This is a genomic window from Leadbetterella byssophila DSM 17132 (assembly GCF_000166395.1).
In the GTDB taxonomy this organism is placed as follows: domain Bacteria; phylum Bacteroidota; class Bacteroidia; order Cytophagales; family Spirosomataceae; genus Leadbetterella; species Leadbetterella byssophila.
The window spans coordinates 2,708,059-2,728,336 of the sequence record NC_014655.1 but is presented as its reverse complement, the minus strand read 5'-3'; the positions used below and the strand labels follow the sequence as shown (position 1 = coordinate 2,728,336).

The window sequence follows — 20,278 nt, the reverse complement described above, 5'->3', positions numbered from 1 at the left end:
CACTCCCCCTGTAATCTGTTTAAGAGGTTTAGCTTTTAGCTCAAGCCCTGAACTCTTTTCACATTTTATTTATTGGTAATATTTCTTTTTAAGCCACAAGCTTATCTTTACTAATAATATCAGAACGGGAACTTCTACCAATGGCCCAATTACGCCTACAAATGCCTGAGGTGAATGGATTCCGAATACAGCTATGGACACTGCAATAGCTAGTTCAAAATTGTTTCCTGCGGCAGTAAATGCAATTGCTGCATTTTTGTGGTACGGAACATTCAAAGATTTATTGATAAAGAAGCTTACGAAAAACATTAGTACAAAATAGATGACTAAAGGTATAGCGACCGTAATGACATCCATTGGCAACTCTATTATTTTATCACCTTTAAGACTGAACATTAATACTATGGTAAACAATAATGCGTATAATGTAATCGGCGATATTTTGGGTACAAATTTACGGTTATACCATTCTATGCCTTTGGATTTAACAAGTAAGTAACGGCTAAGAAAACCAGTCAAGAAAGGGATCCCTAAATAAATCATTACACTTTCAGTCACGTCTTTTATAGATACGCTTACATTGAAACTTGCCAAGCCTAATCTGTTTGGCAGTACATTGATAAACAGCCAAACTAAGAAACTATAAGATAATACCTGAAAGATGCTGTTTAATGCAATTAATAAGGCTGCATATTCTCTGTTACCTTTTGCAAGGTCATTCCATACTATGACCATTGCAATACATCTTGCCAAGCCTATCAATATCAAGCCAATCATATAATCAGGCTCATTTCTTAGAAAAAGAATGGCTAATCCGAACATTAAAATAGGCCCGATAATCCAGTTCAATAATAAAGAAATACTAACAACTTTTTTATCCTTCAATACTATAGGCAGTAATGAATAATCCACCTTTGCCAGTGGCGGGTACATCATCAATACCAAACCTATTGCTAACGGAATATTTGTAGTGCCGACAGATAGTGTATTTGTAATATTTGAAATACCCGGAAAGAAATATCCTAAGCCTAGGCCAAGAACCATAGCTAGAAATATCCATAAAGTTAGATATCTGTCTAAGAATTTTAGTTTTGGTTGCATCGGCTATTTAGTAATTTTTGAAAAAACATAAAACATTTCCGATGCTATCTGTAAGCTTCTTTTTGAATATATCTTTGTCTGTTCGGAAGTGTTATCTGAAATTTTAGGATCTTCAAATGTGATGGGAATTCTTTTTTCCGCACCAGCGATAAATGGACATCCACCATCTGCTTGTGAACAGGTCATTATAGCTACAAAAGCAGATACTGGATTAAAAGGATTGTCATATTTTTTAGAAAATCCAATTATCGGTGGGGAATTATCACTATATTTTATAGCATAAACAGGATTGGAGCCATCATTTATTTTGAAAATATTAAATCCCTGATCGGATAATGTTTCTGCTACTTTTGGAAATAATGCGGTTTCTTCAGTACCTCCTGAATAGCAAATCACATTCTCAATACCGAAATGAGAGGCTGCTACTTGTGCCCAAACCTGTGATAAATGACTCCTTCGCGAATTATGGGTACAAATGAAATTTATATTTATTTGCTGCTTACTATTTATTTTTAATTGAATAAAATCAATCAACGGCTGCAAGGTACTTTTACGCTCATCGTTATTGATTTTCTCCCATTCTAACTGTTGAATTGTCTCTGATAATGCTGGATACATAGATATTCGATTTAGGGTTTAGCAGCATCCTGAATTTGGAGTGCATGAATTTGATGTTAATTCTGAAAAGCTTTTGTTTTGTTTTTCAGAAGGAATTCCGCAAGCATCCTGAGCCAAGCAGGCAGTCGCTTTGTTTTTCAGTACAAATGTATTTCCATTGAAATCCAAATCGTATTTACCAATAGTATCGCTTTGATATTCCACTTCTATCTCCGCATCTTCAATTCCTAATTTATCTTCTGAAAGTTTAATTATACTTAATAGCTTTCCTGGTTTCAACCTATGCTCATAATCATCGGCACTCCACAATTGAAAGTTGACTACTTTTTCCTTACGGATCACGCCGCCACAATCAATAAAATTTTTGATTATTTGCCCCACTTCAGTAACGTGAAAGTGTTCAGGAACAAATGTTCCATTTTCTAATTGAAATTCAACATTTTCTAATGCTGGTAAAATTTCTTTGATTTCCGATAATTTCATAATACTAACTTGATTAAACAAATAATTAAACATCGTTATATAGCAATATAACGATGTTAAAGTATAAAAAAATGCCTTAGCAGCACTGCTTTACGTTTACATCCTGATTGAAAAAGCCATTAATTTCCTCTTGAAATTGTTTCCATACCAGTTCGTCAATACAATAACATACAGATTTACCTTCAATTGAACCTTGAATAATTCCTATGGTTTTTAATTCTTTTAAATGCTGTGAAATAGTTGCCTGTGCTAAACCTAATTCCTCAACCAGATCATTACAAATACATGCTCTTTGGTTGATAATATATTGCAGGATTGCTATTCTGGCTGGATGCCCTAAAACTTTAAGAAGCGATGCAAGTTTATTTTGCTCGTCTTTATATATTTCTGTTTTTGTTACTCCCATTTCTAATTTTATTTACATCGTAATATTACGATATTAAATTTAAATACAAAAGATTTTTTTTTGAAAACTCACTATTATTCCCTTTACAAAAACTTGGATCATAACACAGATTCTCTTCTTTGACCGGATTCGCGCCTAGCTCATAGCAGAACCTATCCTAACCTGCACGGTTAGGCAACTATAGACGATTTAGTTTACTCTTCCTTGACCGGATTCGCGCCTAGCTCATAGCTGAACCTATCCTACCTTGCACGGAGCTGTAACCATAGAAGGTTTTGCTTACTTTTCCTTGACCGGATTCGCGCCTAGCTAATAGAAGAACCCTTTCCTAGCCTGCACGGTAACTATAGACGATTTAGTTTACTCTTCTTTGACCGGATTCGCGCCTAACTCATAGCAGAACCCTTTCCTAGCCTGCACGGAGCTGTAACCATAGAAGGTTTTGCTTACTTTTCCTTGACTGGATTCGCGTTTAGCTGATCGAAGAACCTATCCTAACCTGCACGGAGCTGTAACCATAGAAGGTTTTGCTTACTCTTCCTTGATAGGATTTGCGCCTAGCTCATCGAAGAACCTTTTCCAATACGCACTTACATTAGGGTTATTGATCTTACTGGAGCTGTTAGGTGAGAACGGTAAGATAATGTGGATCTTTGCTCCACCTATAGGCTCGTAATCGCCCATATCTTCTCTAGCCCAAACTACTGCTTCGTTAGCTGAAGCCGGAGGTTTGATATGGAAGTCTCTTCCCCCTTTTTTGCTTTCTACCATATCAGAGAAGTAATAGACCTGTACAGAAGGTTTGGATTTTAAAGCTTCACTGATCACCGGCACACTCCCTGTCACGTGGGTTTCTGCATTCGATGAAGAGGTGTTAGTCTCCAGAAACTTCTGCATGAGCGCCTGGGTGATGATTTGTCGCTCCTTCTTAATACTGAGATGGTAAGCATTATCAGAAGCTTCCTTATCCGTAGGACTCATGTTAGTTTGATCTTCTTTCTCCGTACGGGAGATGATGCTCAATACCTTTGCCTTAGACGTATTTTCATGGATGTAATACAGGTCTATCTGATCTCCGGCATTTTTGATATTGTCTTCCACCAGCATCTGTAAGGCGGCGGAATATTTGGCTTTTACAAAAGGGTCATTAGGGTTGACACTTTGGGTTTTATCTATGAACACCAGGGAATAGGTATTGACTGCAGGAGCTGAGGTTTCTTCTTTGGAATCATCACAGCCTAGAAGAGCAAGGGAAAGGAAAAAGATTGCTTTTTTCATAGTATGAAATAACGAATGGACCATTTTGTACGGTATGTGATGCAATATACTTTTTCCTTTCCAAAACTCAAGAAGGAGGTCTTTTTCTTAGTGCGCGGATTCTTCTGATTCTACTCAAGGTTTGTGGAGTAATGTTCAGAAGGGATGCTACATGGTAATGAGGTACCCGATTACAGAGGTTAGGGTACTGTTTCTCGAAGGTTTCCAAGCGCTCTCCCGGCCTTTTCAGTTTAAGAAGTTCTGCCCTAAGCTCGATTCTGGAAAGGGTTTCTTCTAAGATGGAGGTCAATTCTCTCGGGCCCGGATTTTCCATACGCTGTAAGATGGAGGCTTCCAGGACCTGGTATTTTTGTCGAGAGCTTTTGGAAGAACAAAAGAAATACTCCTTCTCCGGGATCATTTGTGTGGTGACTTCATCTCCGGAGTTGAGGGTAATAAACTCTCTGACTACTCCTTTTTTTACGAGATAGATTTGTCCGGGTTTGGACAGAATCATTCCTTTGGGTACGTGTTGAATAATAGGTGCATACATAGTTTTGTGTAGATTGGTTGCTGAAATTATAAAGCATTGAGCATAAGTGTCAAGCGCAAAATTTTTCATAAATTGAAGTTTTTCGCTATCAAATGGAATTTTGTTGAAAAAATGAAAAATTGTAGGGCTTTTCGCCCCTGTTTTGGCGGGGATTCTTGTACTTTTGTTCCAAACTAACTAAGTATGCTGTACTACTTCTTTGAGTATCTAGATAAAGTCTTTGATTTACCGGGCGCCGGGGTATGGCGTTTTATTTCTTTTAGAGCCTCTGCTGCCATAATAGTATCTCTGAGTATTGCAGCTATTTTTGGTAAGAGAATCATTCACAAATTGCAGATGCTGCAGATAGGTGAAAGCATCCGTGATTTGGGCCTTCATGGTCAGATGGAGAAGAAGGGAACCCCTACCATGGGTGGATTCATTATCCTGGCTTCTCTTTTGATTCCTGTATTATTATTCGCCCGATTAGATAACGTCTATATCATCTTGTTGATCGTAGCCACGGTGTGGACCAGCTTGATCGGTTTTGCTGATGACTATATCAAGGTTTTCCGTAAGAACAAAGAAGGATTAAAAGGCAGATTCAAGGTCATAGGCCAGATAGGTTTGGGCTTGATCGTGGGATTAACGCTGTATTATAATAAGAACGTCACCATCCGACAATTTACGGGAGGCGGCCAATACATAGATACCACTTCTCTGCACACCACAGTACCTTTCACTAAGAATAACTTATTGGATTACCATATCTTTTCCCAATATCTTCCGGATAGCTTAGGATGGTTACCTTATGTACTGATCTGTATTTTTATTATCACTGCGGTTTCTAACGCTGCTAACATTACAGACGGTATAGATGGTTTAGCGGCGGGTACCTCTGCTATCATAGGAGTGACTTTAGCGATATTCGCGTTTTTGTCAGGAAACAAGATCTTTGCAGAATACCTGAACATCATGTTGATACCGAATGCCGGGGAGTTGGCTATCTTTTCAGCAGCATTTGTGGGAGCCTGTGTAGGATTCTTGTGGTATAATTCCTATCCGGCTTCTGTGTTTATGGGAGATACGGGTTCTTTGATGCTAGGTTCTGTGATTGCTACCATGGCCTTGATCTTGAGAAAGGAATTATTGATTCCGGTGTTTTGTGGAATCTTCCTGGTGGAAAATCTCTCGGTGATGGCTCAGGTCTTTTATTTCAAGTACCAAAGGCGGAGGCACGGTTTGGAGTATGCCCAAAAGCACAGATTATTCCTGATGGCGCCATTGCATCATCATTATCAGAAGAAGGGCCAACACGAAGCCAAGATCGTTACCCGTTTTTGGATCATTGGAATCCTCTTGGCCATAGTGAGTATAGTGACCTTGAAGTTGAGATAAGAACCACTTAATAAATAGATAATGGTTTCGTTTTGGGCGTAAGGTATTGGTATTGAGTATTTTGTCTTTTGTTAGCCGAATCTTGCGTTTCCTTAAGTTCTTTTATTTGAGGGAAATTAACCCTAATTTTGTGGTGAGAGTGTAGAAGAATTTAAGGATATTTTAATATTTCATAAAATATTCATAATCAAATATTTAATTATCTCTTAGTTTCCTGAAAACGGGAAGCGAAGGGATAAAAACGAAAATATGTTCTAACTTGCGCCTTTTAAAGATGCGATCCTTTATTTCTATGAAAAAATCCAGAGGCATGAAGCTCATTAAATTGTTATTTTTCTTCGTCTTTCTTGGGACTTCATTACACGCCCAAACTCTCCCTCCGGTGGAATCTGTATCAGATAAGCAACTTGAAACCTTCTTACAAGAAGTAGAAAAGAGAGGCTTAACGGAGGAACAGGTAGAGATCATTGCCAAATCCAGAGGCTATACTAACTCTGATATCATAAAATTAAGAGAGCGGTTAGCTAGGATTAAGACGGGAACAAGTAAATCCAATGAAACGACTAACGCGGTAGTTCGTGAGCAGATTGAGGAAGTAGCAGATCGTGCGGAAGTACAGGTGAAGTCAGAAACTCCCATTATGAGTGATGCGCTATACGGTACCTCCTTGTTTAGAAATAAATCTTTGACCTTCGAGCCTAATCTCAGAATACCTACTCCCCCTAATTACGTATTGGGTACAGGGGATGAATTGAGAGCCAGCATCACCGGGTACGCAGCTAAGGACTATACCCTCTTGGTTTCAGAAGAAGGAACGGTGAAATTGGAACATTTTGCTCCTATCTATGTAAACGGTTTGACAGTGAATGAAGCCAAGGCTAAACTTCGTCAACGTTTAGGTACTTTATATGCAGGCTTAAACAATGGTTCTCTGAATCTGGATCTCACTCTGGCAAAAGTGAAGAGCATTAAGGTAACGGTGATAGGTGAGGTTACACATCCGGGTACCTATACGGTTTCTTCCTTAGCTACTTTATTTAATGTTTTGTATCAGTCAGGTGGCCCAACGAACATTGGTTCCTTCCGAAATATCCAATTGATCAGAAACAATAAAGTGATTCACCGTCTAGATCTTTATGAATTCCTACAAAAAGGTTTATTAACCGGAGACGTAGGATTGAAGGATCAGGACGTAGTGATGATCCCCACTTCAGAGATCATCGTAAAGATTACCGGAGAGGTAAAAAGACCCATGAGGTACGAGTTGAAATCAGGAGAAGGGATGAAGGATCTTCTGGCATATAGCGGTGGTTTTACAGAGACGGCTTATAAGGCTTCTTTGACCTTAAAAAGAAAGACCGACAAGGAATTAGAGATCAGGAATATAGCTATAGACAATGATGTAAGCTTAAAGAACGGAGACGAGCTTCATGCGGGTGCCATTCTGGATCGTTATACCAACCGGGTGGAAATCAGCGGTGCGGTCTTCCGTCCAGGTCAGTATGCTTTGGATCAAAACCTGCAAACCGTGGCCCAGTTGATCAAGAAGGCAGACGGTTTAAGAGAGGATGCGTTTAAAGGCAGAGCTATTCTGAAAAGAGAAAGAGAAAACCTGGATCCGGAGTTTATCGCTTTGGATTTGAATAAAATTCTGAACGAAGGGGAAGACTTTAAATTAAAGAGGGAAGACGTTTTGATCATTCGTTCCGTGGCGGAGTTAAGAGAAGCGAGGAAGGTCACCATAAGTGGTGAAGTAAATCAAACTGGAGAATATGATTTCACTGAGAACCTGACCGTTTCTGACCTCGTGTTTATGGCGGGAGGCTTTAAACAAGGAGCCGCTGCGGGCAGAATAGAGGTAGCCAGGAGACTTTATAATGACCAAAATGCTGAAGCTACCGTACAGATCTTTGATTTGAGCATCAACCAGGACTTGAGCATAGTGGAAAAATCCTTTGTACTGCAGCCTTTTGATCAAGTGTATATACGGGCACTAGCCAACTACCAGCCTCAACAAACCGTGACCATAGAAGGGGAAGTGAATTATCCAAGTAGATACGTGATCAAGTCGAAGACAGAGAGAATCTCTGACCTCATAGAAAGAGCTGGAGGTTTACGAAATGAAGCTTACGTTAGGGGCGCTAAATTCTATAGAGAGGGTAAATTGGTGGCCTTGGATTTGGAGAAAGCTTTAAACCAAAAGAATGCTGCCATCAATCTTTTTCTGGAGGAAGGAGATAGGTTAGTGATACCAAAAGAAGAACAGGTGGTGAAACTCCATGGGCAAGTTCAGAATCCTACTTCTGTGGCTTTTGTACCTGGATTTTCTTTTAGAGACTACATAGAGCAAGCCGGAGGATTTACGGACTCTGCCCACGTGAAGAAGACTTATGTTAGATATGCAAACGGTATGACAGATAGAACCAAATCCTTCCTAGGAATTCGTTTCTATCCTAAGGCGGATAAGGGAATGGAGGTATTCGTTCCGGTGAAACACAGAGAAAAGATGAGCCGTGCGGAAGTGGTTACCATGGCTACGGCAGTGACTTCTATGATGGCGGTTATTGTGACATTAATTAGGGTATTATAAGATGGAGAAGGAAATTAACATAGATTTTAAAGCGTTTTTCAGGATTATTTGGAACGAGAAGTGGAGGATAATTATTGTCACATTATTTATCTCGATTTTAGGTCTTACTTATTCGCTTATGGCAACTGAAGAGTTTAAAACACAAGGGAAAATTTTGCCAGAACTTCAAAGTAGAGGAGCAAATAGCTTAAGTCAGTTTGCAGGTTTAGCGTCCTTAGCAGGTTTAGACTTGAATTCTATAGCCAGTAGTGGAATTGATGCTGTTCGTCCAGATTTGTATCCAGATGTATTATCTAGTACACCTTTTTACTTAGAATTATTCAAATTAAAAGTGAAAACGAAGGATAATGTCGAATTAACATTTGAAGAATTTCTTCATAAAAGTATTGAAAAAGGTAAGTCTATTGATGATAAATTAGTTGAAAAATATAAAGTTGATAATGATGACATATTAATTCTAAATAAATTGGTGGAAAGAAGGATAAAAATTCTCAGAAACCGGTTATATTCTTCCATAGATAAAAAGTCTGGAATAATTACAATAACTGTGGAGATGCCAGATCCTGTAGTCGCTGCTGCAGTAGCTAGATTTTCAATGGAATACTTAATGAATTATGTTAAGGATTATCGTACAAAGAAATTAACTAATGATGTTGAATACTTAGAAAGGCAATTGAGTTTCTCACGTAATAAATATTATAGTAATCAAGAAGCAAAGGCTAGATATTCAGATCAATTTCAAGATATGGCACTTCAAAGTGCTGATATTAAAAGAGAGAGGATTGAGTCTGAATATAGAATTTCTTCAACTTTCTACAATGAATTATTAAAGAAATATGAAGAGGCAAAATTTAAATTACACCAAGAAACACCAGTATTCAAAATTCTAGAACCTCCAATCGCTCCAAGTGTTAAAAGTTCACCAAAGCGTACAGTTATATGTTTAATTAGCATTTTTTTAGGTAGTTTTTTGTCTTTAATTTATGTAATTCTAAAAGATAAGAACTATCATTTGATTTTCAATTAATTTGGATTGTAATGATATCTTTCTTGCAAGACTAATTTCTGATATTAAAAAAAATATTTTATATATCAATCGACTAAACTACGAAAATTGTTTAAAATATGGCTTTTTTATATTTAACTGAAAATTTGAGTTGATAATTTTTCTTTATACCTCTATTGTTGGTGGTCAAAAAAATTGATTACCTGATTTTGACATATATATTTTAATTAAATGGTTTTAGTAATTATTTAGCTTCATTAGATATTTCAAGGGAAACAAGTTTTCAGAGATTTTGTAGCTGTGGACATATACAATGGTAATATTAGAAAATCACAAAGACGTTAATATTTCAATTATGATTAATTTTTGTGGTGTTTTAATAGTTTTATATCAAGTGTAAATGTTGAATTATAAAATAAATAGCTTATATATCTAGTTTAGATTAAAATCGTAGACGAGGATTAGGATATTTGGGGAAGTTTTTCTTAAAAATGTAAGATTTGTGAATTATCTAATGCTATAACAAAAGTAATTGCTAATGGGTCCCTTGTAGATGCATTGATATCATCTTGTATTATTGATGGAACAGTTACCACTATATTTATTGCCAGAACGAAACTCGGTGGTATACTAGTGAAGGGAAGTGTCGCCAATGGAGAATTTATAGTAATTATCCTTTTTTAATAAATAAAAAGCATAGTTCAATGACAAAGCCGAATTTTTATAAATCGAAATAATGCAATTTCTTTTCGAATTAATAATGATTTGCTAATTTGAAAAGATAAAAATATCCTCCGGAATTCTATGACTAAATTGAGTATTCTAATTGATCTTAAGTTGTTCCAGAAGTATAGATTTATAGTGGGGGCAGCTAGTTAATTAATTTGGGGTCAATTGGAAGATTGCAAAACAATTGCATTATAAATCAAGAAAAATATAGGTCTGTGAAGGTAGTTAAATTTTATCGTAGGATTCAAGAACTTATGATATTAATTATATTAAAAGATTAAGATTAATTCATAAAATTAATTGTGTGCGGTTTTTATATACTTTTGAATTTTCCTTCATAAATTTAATTTAGTCCGAATGAGAATTGGAATTCTAACTCTACCATTACACACTAATTATGGTGGTATTCTCCAGGCATATGCTTTGCAAGAAACGTTAAAACTCTTAGGAAATGAAGTTTGGATTCTAGATCCATCTCCATTATTAAAAATCCCCGCTTATAAAAAGCCATTTTCATATTTAAAAAGAGCTATTAGAAGAATCTTTTTAAATACTGACGATGAAATTTTTTTTGATGTTAAGTATAACAGGGAATTTAAAATAATAAGTGAACATACAGAAGTATTTTTAAAGAGAAAAATTAATCGTTTAGAAATTAATGATTTATATTCTGTACCGAAAGAATTTTTTGATGTTCTTGTAGTTGGTAGTGATCAAATTTGGAGACCTAAATATTATCCAAAAATTGAAAATGCATTTCTAAAATTTGCTAAAAAGTGGGAAGTGAAAAGAATAGCATATGCACCTTCTTTTGGGGTAGATAAGTGGGAGTATAATACAAATGACACACTCAAGTGTAAAGAATTAATTACTTTATTTCATTCAGTTTCTGTACGCGAGGATTCAGGTGTGAAATTAGTTGAGGAATATTTTGGAAGGTCAGCTGTTCATGTTGCAGATCCAACTTTATTGCTTCCTAAAGAAAAATATATCGAATTATTCAAAGAGGCAGATATTCCGTTAAGTAAAGGGAATTTTTTAACTTATATTTTAGATTTAAATTCTGATATCGAAAATTTAATATCTGAAATTGAGTGTCAATGTGGATTAAAAGCATTTAAATGTAATTCGGAAGTTGAAAATCCCAAAGCGAAATTAAATGCCAGGATTCAACCTCCTGTTGAACAGTGGATAAGAGGATTCTATGATGCAGAATTTGTTTTAACAGATTCATTTCATGCATGTATTTTTGCAATTATCTTCAATAAGCCGTTTGTAGTTATTGGAAATAGAAATAGAGGTTTAGCAAGATTCTTATCTGTTCTGAAGAAATTTGGACTTGAGGAGAGACTAATTTATGATCCAAAGGATTTCGACATTACTATGGTTAGTACGCCGTTAAATGGTCAAATTGAGCAACGGCTGGAACAATTCAAGGAGTTTTCCTTGAATTTTTTAACTAATTCTCTAAAGAGTTAAGATTTGATGAAATTTTCAGTTATTGTTCCTGTTTATAATTGTGAAAATAGTCTATTTAAATGCATAGAAAGTATATTGGGCCAGGAATTCAATGATTTTGAAGTCATTATTGTAAATGATGGTAGCTCTGATTCCTCAGAAGAGATATGTAAACGATTTATTGCCAAAGATTCTAGAGTTAAGTATTTTTATCAGAAGAACTCAGGAGTTAGTAGTGCTAGAAATTTAGGTATTGAAAATGCGGTTGGAGAATGGATTGTTTTTTGTGATTCAGATGATTATGTTGGCCCATATTTTCTTCGTGATTTTTTTTGTAATATTAGTGAAGATACAGAGATTATTTGTCAGGGATTTTATTGTTTTAATTGGCAAAATATTCAGGATCAGTACGTAGGGTCTAAAATAAAAAGAAAGATAAGCGGAATTGATTTATTAGGAGAAGAAATAGTTCAGCAGCTTAAAGATGGATATTTAGGATATGTCTGGTGTAAAGCATTTAAAAGAGAAATTATTATAAAAAATTGTATCAGATTTCCAATTGATATTCACTTCATGGAGGATCTGCTATTTGTCTCCAATTATTTAAAAAATGTTAAATCAATTTTGGTCCTTTATTCGAGTAACTACTTTTATAATTTTACCCCAGTTGGAAAAGAATTTTTAACCTCAAATCCATATGATTTGTTAATAGTTGTGTATAAGAATGTTCTTGCAATCAATAGTGATTCAAATTTCAAATATGAAATAAGGTTATATTATGCCGAAGCAATTATAGAATTATTTCTATCAGGTCGTTATAATTTAACTAATGAAATGTTAATTGATTATTATAGGCAATTTAGTGATGTGGTTTTCAATATAGTTCCTAGATCTTTTAAAGTTAGAGTTTTTAAATATTTTGCAATTAAAGATAATAGATCCTATAATTTCAAATTGATTAAGATAATCCGCTGTGCCGTTGTTCTGGGTAAACTTGCAAGAATATGGAAGTAACTAAAATTAATTTTGACTAATGGGGTTTTACTTGTTCATTATCGTAGGCGCAATTTTATATCTGTTTTTGATATTTTTCATTAAGTTTAACAGATTATTATTCACCCTAGGAATATTTGGTTTCATACTTTTTTTTTCATTATTGGGTGGTTTACGTGATACCTCTATTGGTATAGACTTACGAGTATATGGAGTAGAGTATTTTTATTATGCCTTATTTTCAAATAGTTTTAGTGATTTAATACGTAACTCTCCTACAAGTGAGTATGGATATATTATTTTAAATTATATATGTTCTCTATTATCTACTGAAATAAATTTTTTCCTTTTTATAAGCGAATTTATAAAAATTAGTTTGGTTTGTATAGTTGCAGTTTATTTTAAGGATTCGCTCAATGGTGCCATACTTATAAGTGGATATTTATTATTTTTCTACTTTGGAGGCTACTCTTTGTTGAGACAACAATTGGCATTATGTATATGTTTAGTTTCTCTAATTCCTTTAATAAATGGAAATTGGATCAAGTTCTTGCTTCTTGTTTTTCTTGCATGGACATTTCATCACTCCGCTTTCATTATGTTTTTTCTTCCTATAGTTTTAAAATTAAGTAGAAAGTGGTATTCAATACCTTTAATTACCTTATTTCTTTTTTTAGTTTATCAATATAAGGTACAATTGCTTGTTTTTTTATCTGGTTCAGGAATTGTTCAAGAAGTAATGGCAGATAGGTATGTTGATTCTGGGGTGGCAACTGCAAAGGCGAACATTTTAATTGGAGCAACGTTTTTGTTGTATTCAATTTTTGTGGGGGATGAGAATAAGGCTAGAAAAAGATTAATACTAATTAATTCTATCTTTTGTTTATTTTTTCTCTTTATGGCTTCTTTTTTTGAAGTAGCTTTTCGAGTTTCGTACTACCAAATGATTATACTTATTGCAGTAATTCTGATGAGTATTAACAGAATAAGATCAGCGTGGTTTAGGGCGTTTTGTCAATTTGTATATCTTTTACTGTTTATTTTTTATTTTGTTGTTGAAAGTAATCATGGATTAAGTGGTACAATTCCATATACCTCATCCATTTTGGGAATTCGTTAAAAAAGTCATTATATTTATTTTAGGGATATTTTATATTTATGATAAAAACCAGATCCGACCTCAAAATTTATTTGACAAAAGATGCGCAGCTTTATCCCAAATTAAGTGGATCCTGGATAAAAAGGATTAAGAATATTTTGGTTACAAATCCAATAAATTCGCAATACGTAATATATAAATATCTTTGTACCCTAAGAAATTCTGAATTTCATTTCAATAATTCATATTTTACAAAAAAGAGAGGGATATCAGCGGCACTCCATAAACTTGCGGTTGTACTTAAATTCTATAGGTTGCGACGTCTATCTTACAAAACTGGCTTCCAGATTCCTCCAAATACATGTGGACCTGGATTGCAAATCTGGCATTATGGATATATTATTATTAATCCAAATGCTATTATAGGCGAAAATGCTACAATTTATCCGGGAGTTGAAATTGGAGAGAAAAAAGGAGGGGTACCAATAATTGGAAATAATGTCTTTATTGGCGCTGGAGCTATAGTTTTTGGAAATTTAAGGATAGGTAACAATTCTGTTATTGCACCAAATGCCGTTGTTATTTCAGATGTTCCTGAAAATGCTATAGTAGGAGGAGTTCCTGCAAAAATTCTAAAATACAATAAATGAAGGTACTACAAATTAATCATAGTTACAAATATGGCGGAAGCACAGGGCGAATAGTGTATGAACTGCAAGAGTTAAGTGAAAATTTAAAAATTGATTCATATGTCGCATTTGGATATGATTTTAATAATGTAAAAGGGAAAAATTTGTTTAAGATCTGCTCTATTCCGCAGATGCAAATTAGTAAACTTCAGACCCGATTTTTTGGTGAACATGGTTTTTATAATACTAAGGAAACTTATGAGCTGATTAAACATATCAAGAGGATAAAACCAGATGTCATCCACCTCCATAATTTACATAATCATTATTTGAATTCACAAATTTTGTTTGATTACATCAAAGAAGAAGATATACCTATTGTTTGGACATTGCATGATTGCTGGAGCTTTACAGGGTGGTGTGCATATTTTGATTATGCAAATTGTAGCAAATGGGAATCGGAGTGTAATGAATGTCCATCTTTAAAAGACTATCCTTTTACTTGGTTTTTCGATAAAAGCAAACCAAATTTTTATAGAAAAAAGAAAGCGTTTACTGAAGTTAAAAATTTAATTATAGTTACACCATCCATTTGGTTAAGCGAGGTGGTCAAAAGGTCATTTTTATCTGATTATCCAGTTAAGGTTATTAATAATGGTATAGACCTAAATATATTTAGTCCCAAATTAAATAATTCTCTAAGGCAAAGGCACAATTTAATTGGGAAGAAAGTTATATTAAGTGTAGCATCGGAATTTGATAGAAGGAAAGGATTAGATTTTCTTGTAAAATTACCAGAGTTTTTAGAAGAAGACGAAGTACTTTTGTTAGTAGGTCTCAAGTCTAATCAAAAAAAGTTATTTTCAAACAGAAAATGTATTTGTATTGAGAGGACGGAAAGTGTCAAAGAACTTGCCGAATACTATTCTTTAGCGGACGTTTTTTTAAATACAACATTAGAGGATAATTTTCCAACAACTAACCTAGAAGCGCTAGCATGCGGTACACCTGTAATAACTTTTGATTCTGGTGGTAGCATTGAAGCGGTTGACAATTATACAGGTAAGATTGTAGCCAAAGGTGATTTGACGGGACTATTAGATGCTAAATCTCAAATTTTAGAAAAAGGGAAAGAGGCATACATTAATAACTGTAGAGAAAGGGCAGAGATTTTTTTTAATAAGGATATTCAATATTCAAAATATATTGATTTATATAGATCACTAGTGTAGAATTTAATTAATTTCTATAACATGAATTATTATTGAATAAAAGTGTTTTGGTAGTTTGTTTGCATTTGAATTATTAAAAATGGGACCAAAGATTAGTATTGTAACGATCTGCTATAATAGCCAAGATTATATTGAGGACGCAATTAACAGTATTATTAGTCAGGATTATAACAATAAGGAGTTTGTCATAGTTGATGGCTGCTCGACCGATAATACACTGCAAATAATTGAAAAATATAAGAATCAGATAGATATAGTTATTTCTGAACCAGATAAAGGTATAAGTGATGCTTTTAATAAAGGTATTAATGTTTCAACTGGAGATATTATAGGCTTAATTAATTCTGATGATTTACTGTGTGAGGGTGCCTTAAAGAAATTGGCCCAACATTATCGACCAGGAGTTGATGTTTTTAGGGGAAATTCTATTTTTTGGAATGATAAAAGTGGGTTTCAGGGAAGAGATATCCCAACAATGCATTTCCCAGTAGTTCCCTATAAATTGCATATATGTCACCAATCAACTTTCATTAGAAAAGATGCATATAAAAAGTATGGTAATTACCTACTAGATTTTAAATACATGATGGATTTGGAATTACTTAGAAGATTCTCCAGGTTAGGGGCAAATTTTGAATATATTGATGCTGATCTTGCAGTATTTAGACTGGGTGGGGTATCTCAAGAAAGTGAAGGTAAAAAATGGGAGGAAAGAAAAAAAGTTATATTGCTAAACGGAGGGAACAATTTTCATGTGCTTCTATTTAAATGTTATCTATTATTTCGGCAAGGATTAAAGAAACTTGCAACACTTTTTGGCGAAGATTTTAGGTTGCGTTTTATAACCCAAAAAGTTTAATGAATTAAAAAGTAGTTTGAAATTAATTAAGTAAACTAATGAAAGCTGTAATACTAGCGGGGGGATTTGGTACTAGATTTAGTGAAGCCACTGGTTTAATCCCGAAACCTATGATTGAGATTGGAGGAAAACCTATACTGTGGCACATTATGAAGATCTACAGTCACTATGGAATTACAGAATTTATTATATGTTGTGGTTACAAGCAATATGTTATAAAGGAATACTTCGCTAATTACTTCCACCATAATAGCGATATCACTGTTGATCTTGCTGATAACTCTATACATGTGCATGATAATCATGCCGAAAAATGGAAAGTTACTATGATTGATACTGGTTTAAATACTATGACAGGGGGGAGGATTAAGAGAGTCCAAAAATATGTTGGAAATGAAACTTTTCTTTTAACCTATGGTGATGGTGTGGCAGATATTGATATAAGTAAAAGTATTGAATCGCATCAAAAATCCAAAGCAATATTGACTGTAACTGCATATAAGCCATCTGGTAAATTTGGGGCATTAGAAATAGCTGAAGACAATTCAGTTAAAGCTTTTCTTGAGAAGCCGGATGGTGATGGAAATTGGATCAATGCAGGATACTTTATTTGCGAGCCTGAGGTCTTTAATTATATAAGAATGAATGATGATACAGTAGTTTTTGAGAAAAGTCCCTTGGAGTCTATTGCCAAAGACGGTAAAATGAATGCATATAAACATCGAGGTTTTTGGAAACCAATGGATACTTTGCGCGATAACGTTGAATTAAACGAGCTCTGGTCGAAGGGAAATGCGCCATGGAAAGTTTGGTAATCAGTATTTAAAATATCCAAGGATGAAAAATTTGAAAGAGTTCTATAAAGGAAAAAATATTTTAATAACTGGGCATACCGGTTTTAAAGGTTCTTGGCTATCTATATGGCTTGAATCCATGGGAGCTAATGTTGTTGGTGTAGCCTTAGATCCATATACTGATTATGACAATTTTGTGTTGTCAGGAATTAGCTCCAAGTTAAAAGCTGATATAAGAGGAGACATACGTGATAGAGAATTGTTGAAAAGTATTTTTAAAAATTATAATCCCGAGATCGTTTTTCATTTAGCTGCTCAACCTTTGGTTAGGCTATCATATGAAAACCCTATTGAGACTTATGAGGTAAATGTTATGGGTACTATTAATATTTTAGAGGCCATAAAATATACAGAAAGTGTCAAAGTAGGGGTGATGATAACAACCGATAAATGCTACGAAAATAAAGAACAAATATGGGGATATCGAGAAGATGAAGCAATGGGGGGTTATGATCCCTATTCATCTTCTAAAGGAGCTGCAGAAATAGCAATTGCATCATGGAGACGCTCATTTTTTAATCCTAAAAGTTTCAATGTACATGGGAAAACTATTGCTAGTGTAAGGGCAGGTAACGTGATAGGCGGAGGTGATTGGTCAAAAGATCGGATTATTCCTGACTGCATTAGAGCTATAGAATTAGAAAAACCAATAGAAGTTAGAAGCCCGCGTGCAATTAGACCTTGGCAGCATGTATTAGAGCCACTTGGTGGCTATTTATTACTTGGAATGAAAATGTGGGAGAATCCCGTCCAGTTTTGCGAGGGATGGAACTTTGGCCCTAGTATTGATAGTATAACAAACGTGTGGGAGGTGGCAAATAAAGTTGTGGAGACTTACGGAAAGGGGCATTTGATAGATGTTTCAAATCCAAGGGATCTTCATGAAGCAAAATTGTTGCTGTTAGATATTAGTAAAGCGAAGTTTTTGTTAGGCTGGGAGCCAAAATTAAATTTAGATCAGTCAATTAGTTATACCATTGAATGGTATAAGAAGTATAAAAAGACTTCTGTCTATGAATTATGTTGTGAGCAAATAAGTAAATATATGGGATGAGAAAAATAGCGATTACAGGTGCAAATGGTTTTCTCGGAAAAAATTTAGCTGCAAAATTTGCTGCAGACGGATATCAAGTTATTTGTTTCTCCAAAGGTAATGATGATACTTTAGGTGAATTTAGCAATATTACATTTTTAAATTCTCAAATAGAAGATATATTAAATTTTACCAATTATCCGGAGACGAAAGATATAGATGTTCTTTATCATTTTGCTTGGTCTGGAGTATCCAACGTGTACAAAAATAATCCAAATATACAGGCGCAAAATATATTTTATGGATTAAAGGTTCTTGATTTTGCACATAAATGTGATATTAAAAAAGTTGTGTTTCCTGGTTCCGCTGCGGAATTTTCTTGCACTGGTGGAATTATTAATGGACAAGGTGTATCATCACCATCTGATGTCTATGCTGCAAGCAAAATATCAACAAGGTTATTATGTGAAGCATATGCGAAGCAGCTTGGGGTTGGGTTTATATGGACCCTAATTACGAGCGTGTATGGTCCCGGACGGGATGATAATAATTTAATTTCATACACTATTAAGAGTCTGCTTGCTGGGGAGAAACCTTCATTTACAAAATTAGAGCAGGAGTGGGACTATATATATATTGAAGATCTTTTGAGCGCTTTAATTAAAGTCGGAGAGAGTGGTCGAACGGGAAAAATTTATCCTATTGGTAGTGGTCAGCACAGGAAAATGATTGAATATGTGCAAGAGATTAGGAGTTTAATAGATCCAGATTTGCCAATTGGAATTGGAGACTTACCATATAAAAATGGAAAGATTGATCATCAAATATTAGATATTTCTGAATTAAAGAGAGATACAGGATTTGTGCCTGAGTTTTCATTCGAAAAAGGGATTTTATTGACGATTGAATTTTTTAAAAAGCAGTTGAATGAAAAGGATTCTTCATATAGCTGAGGCATTTGGGGGAGGCATTATTACTTTTATAGCTAACTTGGCTAATGAACAATGCGTAGAGCACGAAGTTATTATTGCGCATGGTATTCGTCCTGAAACACATAGTAATTATGTTGATTTTTTTGATTCCAGGATTAAATTATTAAGAGTTAATAATTTTAGACAAGAAATTGGATTTATTCAGGAAACTAGAGCGGTTTTAGAGCTTAGGGCATTGATAGCTAAGATAGGACCTGACGTTATACATATGCATTCTTCTCAATCAGGTGTTCTTGGTAAATTGGCTAGTTTAAATACAAAATCGGTAAAGGTTTATTCTCCGCATGGATTTTCATTTTTGAAACAAGATGTTTCAGATCTGAAGCGATTTGCTTTTAAAAGTATTGAAAAGGTATTTTCTCTTTTTGATTGTACATTAGTAGCAAGTAGTTCATCTGAGTTTGCAGAAGCAAAATTAATTACGAAAAAGTCGGTTTTGATTAATAATGGAATAAATACTGAATCACTTAGTAAGTTTTTAAATATTCCGAAAAATAATTCCAAAATTACAGTTGGCATGATTGGACGTGCTTTGCCTCAGAAAAATCCCAGATTATTTAATTCCATAGCTAGCCGAATGCCCGACATTGATTTCGTTTGGATAGGAGATGGAGAATTGAGAAATGAGTTAAAAGCACCCAATATATTTATAGTGGGGTGGGGAAGTAGAGAAGAAGCATTGCATTATTTAGCTAAATTGGATATATACATTATGACGTCCCTCTGGGAAGGAATGCCTTTATCATTGCTAGAAGCGATGTATCTAAAAATTCCATCAGTTGTTACAAATGTTGTAGGTAACAGAGATGTGATTATTGATAATTTTAATGGTTATGTCGTAAACAATGAAGACGAGTTCGTAGATAAAATTAAATTTTTGGCAAATAATACATTGGAAAGAGTACGGATGGGAAATGCAGCATATTGTGACATTTGTGAAAAATTTAATAGTAAGGTGATGGCTGAAAATTTCAATAAAGTTTACGGTTTTTAAAAATATGTTATTCGC

At 34.5% G+C, this 20,278-nt stretch carries 19 protein-coding genes; 13 read left to right on the top strand and 6 right to left on the bottom strand.

Annotated features, from left to right (window positions below; all coding sequences use genetic code 11):
• Positions 1-69: 69 nt before the first annotated feature.
• The 6 genes from arsB to LBYS_RS12335 form a co-directional block, all read right to left on the bottom strand.
• Positions 70-1,101, bottom strand: a complete 1,032-nt coding sequence (gene arsB, locus LBYS_RS12360; RefSeq protein WP_013409188.1) for an ACR3 family arsenite efflux transporter — start codon at positions 1,099-1,101, stop codon at positions 70-72.
• Positions 1,102-1,104: 3 nt separating this feature from the next.
• Positions 1,105-1,719, bottom strand: a complete 615-nt coding sequence (locus LBYS_RS12355) for an arsenate-mycothiol transferase ArsC (protein ID WP_013409187.1) — start codon at positions 1,717-1,719, stop codon at positions 1,105-1,107.
• An 18-nt stretch (positions 1,720-1,737) separates the two neighbouring features.
• Positions 1,738-2,202 carry a DUF6428 family protein gene (locus tag LBYS_RS12350; protein ID WP_041823688.1) on the bottom strand — a complete coding sequence of 155 codons (465 nt, stop codon included), beginning with the start codon at positions 2,200-2,202 and terminating at the stop codon, positions 1,738-1,740.
• Between the two features lie 76 nt (positions 2,203-2,278).
• Entirely contained in the window at positions 2,279-2,608 is a 330-nt protein-coding gene (locus LBYS_RS12345) for an ArsR/SmtB family transcription factor (RefSeq protein ID WP_013409185.1), read from the bottom strand.
• Between the two features lie 531 nt (positions 2,609-3,139).
• Entirely contained in the window at positions 3,140-3,886 is a 747-nt protein-coding gene (locus LBYS_RS12340) for a hypothetical protein (RefSeq protein ID WP_041823686.1), read from the bottom strand.
• A 67-nt stretch (positions 3,887-3,953) separates the two neighbouring features.
• Complete coding sequence (locus tag LBYS_RS12335; RefSeq protein WP_013409183.1) at positions 3,954-4,487, bottom strand: Crp/Fnr family transcriptional regulator; 534 nt, start codon at positions 4,485-4,487, stop codon at positions 3,954-3,956.
• 114 nt (positions 4,488-4,601) lie between these two features.
• Between LBYS_RS12335 and mraY the strand changes: the two genes are divergently transcribed.
• The 13 genes from mraY to LBYS_RS12270 all read left to right on the top strand — a co-directional run bounded on the left by mraY (position 4,602) and on the right by LBYS_RS12270 (position 20,263).
• Positions 4,602-5,795, top strand: coding sequence for a phospho-N-acetylmuramoyl-pentapeptide-transferase (mraY, locus tag LBYS_RS12330; RefSeq protein WP_013409182.1), 1,194 nt, complete (start codon positions 4,602-4,604; stop codon positions 5,793-5,795).
• Positions 5,796-6,087: 292 nt separating this feature from the next.
• Positions 6,088-8,385, top strand: a complete 2,298-nt coding sequence (locus LBYS_RS12325) for an SLBB domain-containing protein (RefSeq protein ID WP_041823684.1) — start codon at positions 6,088-6,090, stop codon at positions 8,383-8,385.
• Between the two features lies 1 nt (position 8,386).
• Positions 8,387-9,412: a Wzz/FepE/Etk N-terminal domain-containing protein gene (locus tag LBYS_RS12320; RefSeq protein WP_013409180.1), complete on the top strand. Its 1,026-nt coding sequence runs from the start codon at positions 8,387-8,389 to the stop codon at positions 9,410-9,412.
• A gap of 1,065 nt (positions 9,413-10,477) precedes the next feature.
• On the top strand, positions 10,478-11,599 hold the full coding sequence (locus LBYS_RS12315; RefSeq protein WP_013409179.1) for a polysaccharide pyruvyl transferase family protein: 1,122 nt from the start codon (positions 10,478-10,480) through the stop codon (positions 11,597-11,599).
• A 6-nt stretch (positions 11,600-11,605) separates the two neighbouring features.
• Complete coding sequence (locus tag LBYS_RS18370) at positions 11,606-12,592, top strand: glycosyltransferase family 2 protein (protein ID WP_013409178.1); 987 nt, start codon at positions 11,606-11,608, stop codon at positions 12,590-12,592.
• A gap of 19 nt (positions 12,593-12,611) precedes the next feature.
• Positions 12,612-13,691 carry an EpsG family protein gene (locus LBYS_RS12305; protein ID WP_013409177.1) on the top strand — a complete coding sequence of 360 codons (1,080 nt, stop codon included), beginning with the start codon at positions 12,612-12,614 and terminating at the stop codon, positions 13,689-13,691.
• Positions 13,692-13,729: 38 nt separating this feature from the next.
• Complete coding sequence (locus LBYS_RS12300; protein ID WP_013409176.1) at positions 13,730-14,320, top strand: serine O-acetyltransferase; 591 nt, start codon at positions 13,730-13,732, stop codon at positions 14,318-14,320.
• A complete protein-coding gene (locus LBYS_RS12295; RefSeq protein WP_013409175.1) occupies positions 14,317-15,531 on the top strand; it encodes a glycosyltransferase in 1,215 nt (404 codons plus the stop codon). Before LBYS_RS12300 ends, LBYS_RS12295 begins: the two co-directional genes overlap by 4 nt.
• Positions 15,532-15,610: 79 nt before the next feature.
• A complete protein-coding gene (locus LBYS_RS12290; RefSeq protein ID WP_041823681.1) occupies positions 15,611-16,390 on the top strand; it encodes a glycosyltransferase family 2 protein in 780 nt (259 codons plus the stop codon).
• Positions 16,391-16,428: 38 nt separating this feature from the next.
• Positions 16,429-17,205 (top strand): glucose-1-phosphate cytidylyltransferase, encoded by a 777-nt coding sequence (rfbF, locus tag LBYS_RS12285; protein ID WP_013409173.1) that lies wholly within the window; start codon positions 16,429-16,431, stop codon positions 17,203-17,205.
• Positions 17,206-17,227: 22 nt separating this feature from the next.
• Entirely contained in the window at positions 17,228-18,298 is a 1,071-nt protein-coding gene (gene rfbG, locus LBYS_RS12280) for a CDP-glucose 4,6-dehydratase (protein ID WP_013409172.1), read from the top strand.
• Entirely contained in the window at positions 18,295-19,230 is a 936-nt protein-coding gene (locus tag LBYS_RS12275) for an NAD-dependent epimerase/dehydratase family protein (protein WP_013409171.1), read from the top strand. Before rfbG ends, LBYS_RS12275 begins: the two co-directional genes overlap by 4 nt.
• Positions 19,205-20,263: a glycosyltransferase gene (locus tag LBYS_RS12270; protein ID WP_013409170.1), complete on the top strand. Its 1,059-nt coding sequence runs from the start codon at positions 19,205-19,207 to the stop codon at positions 20,261-20,263. The genes LBYS_RS12275 and LBYS_RS12270 overlap by 26 nt, the downstream gene beginning before the upstream one ends.
• Positions 20,264-20,278: the final 15 nt, after the last annotated feature.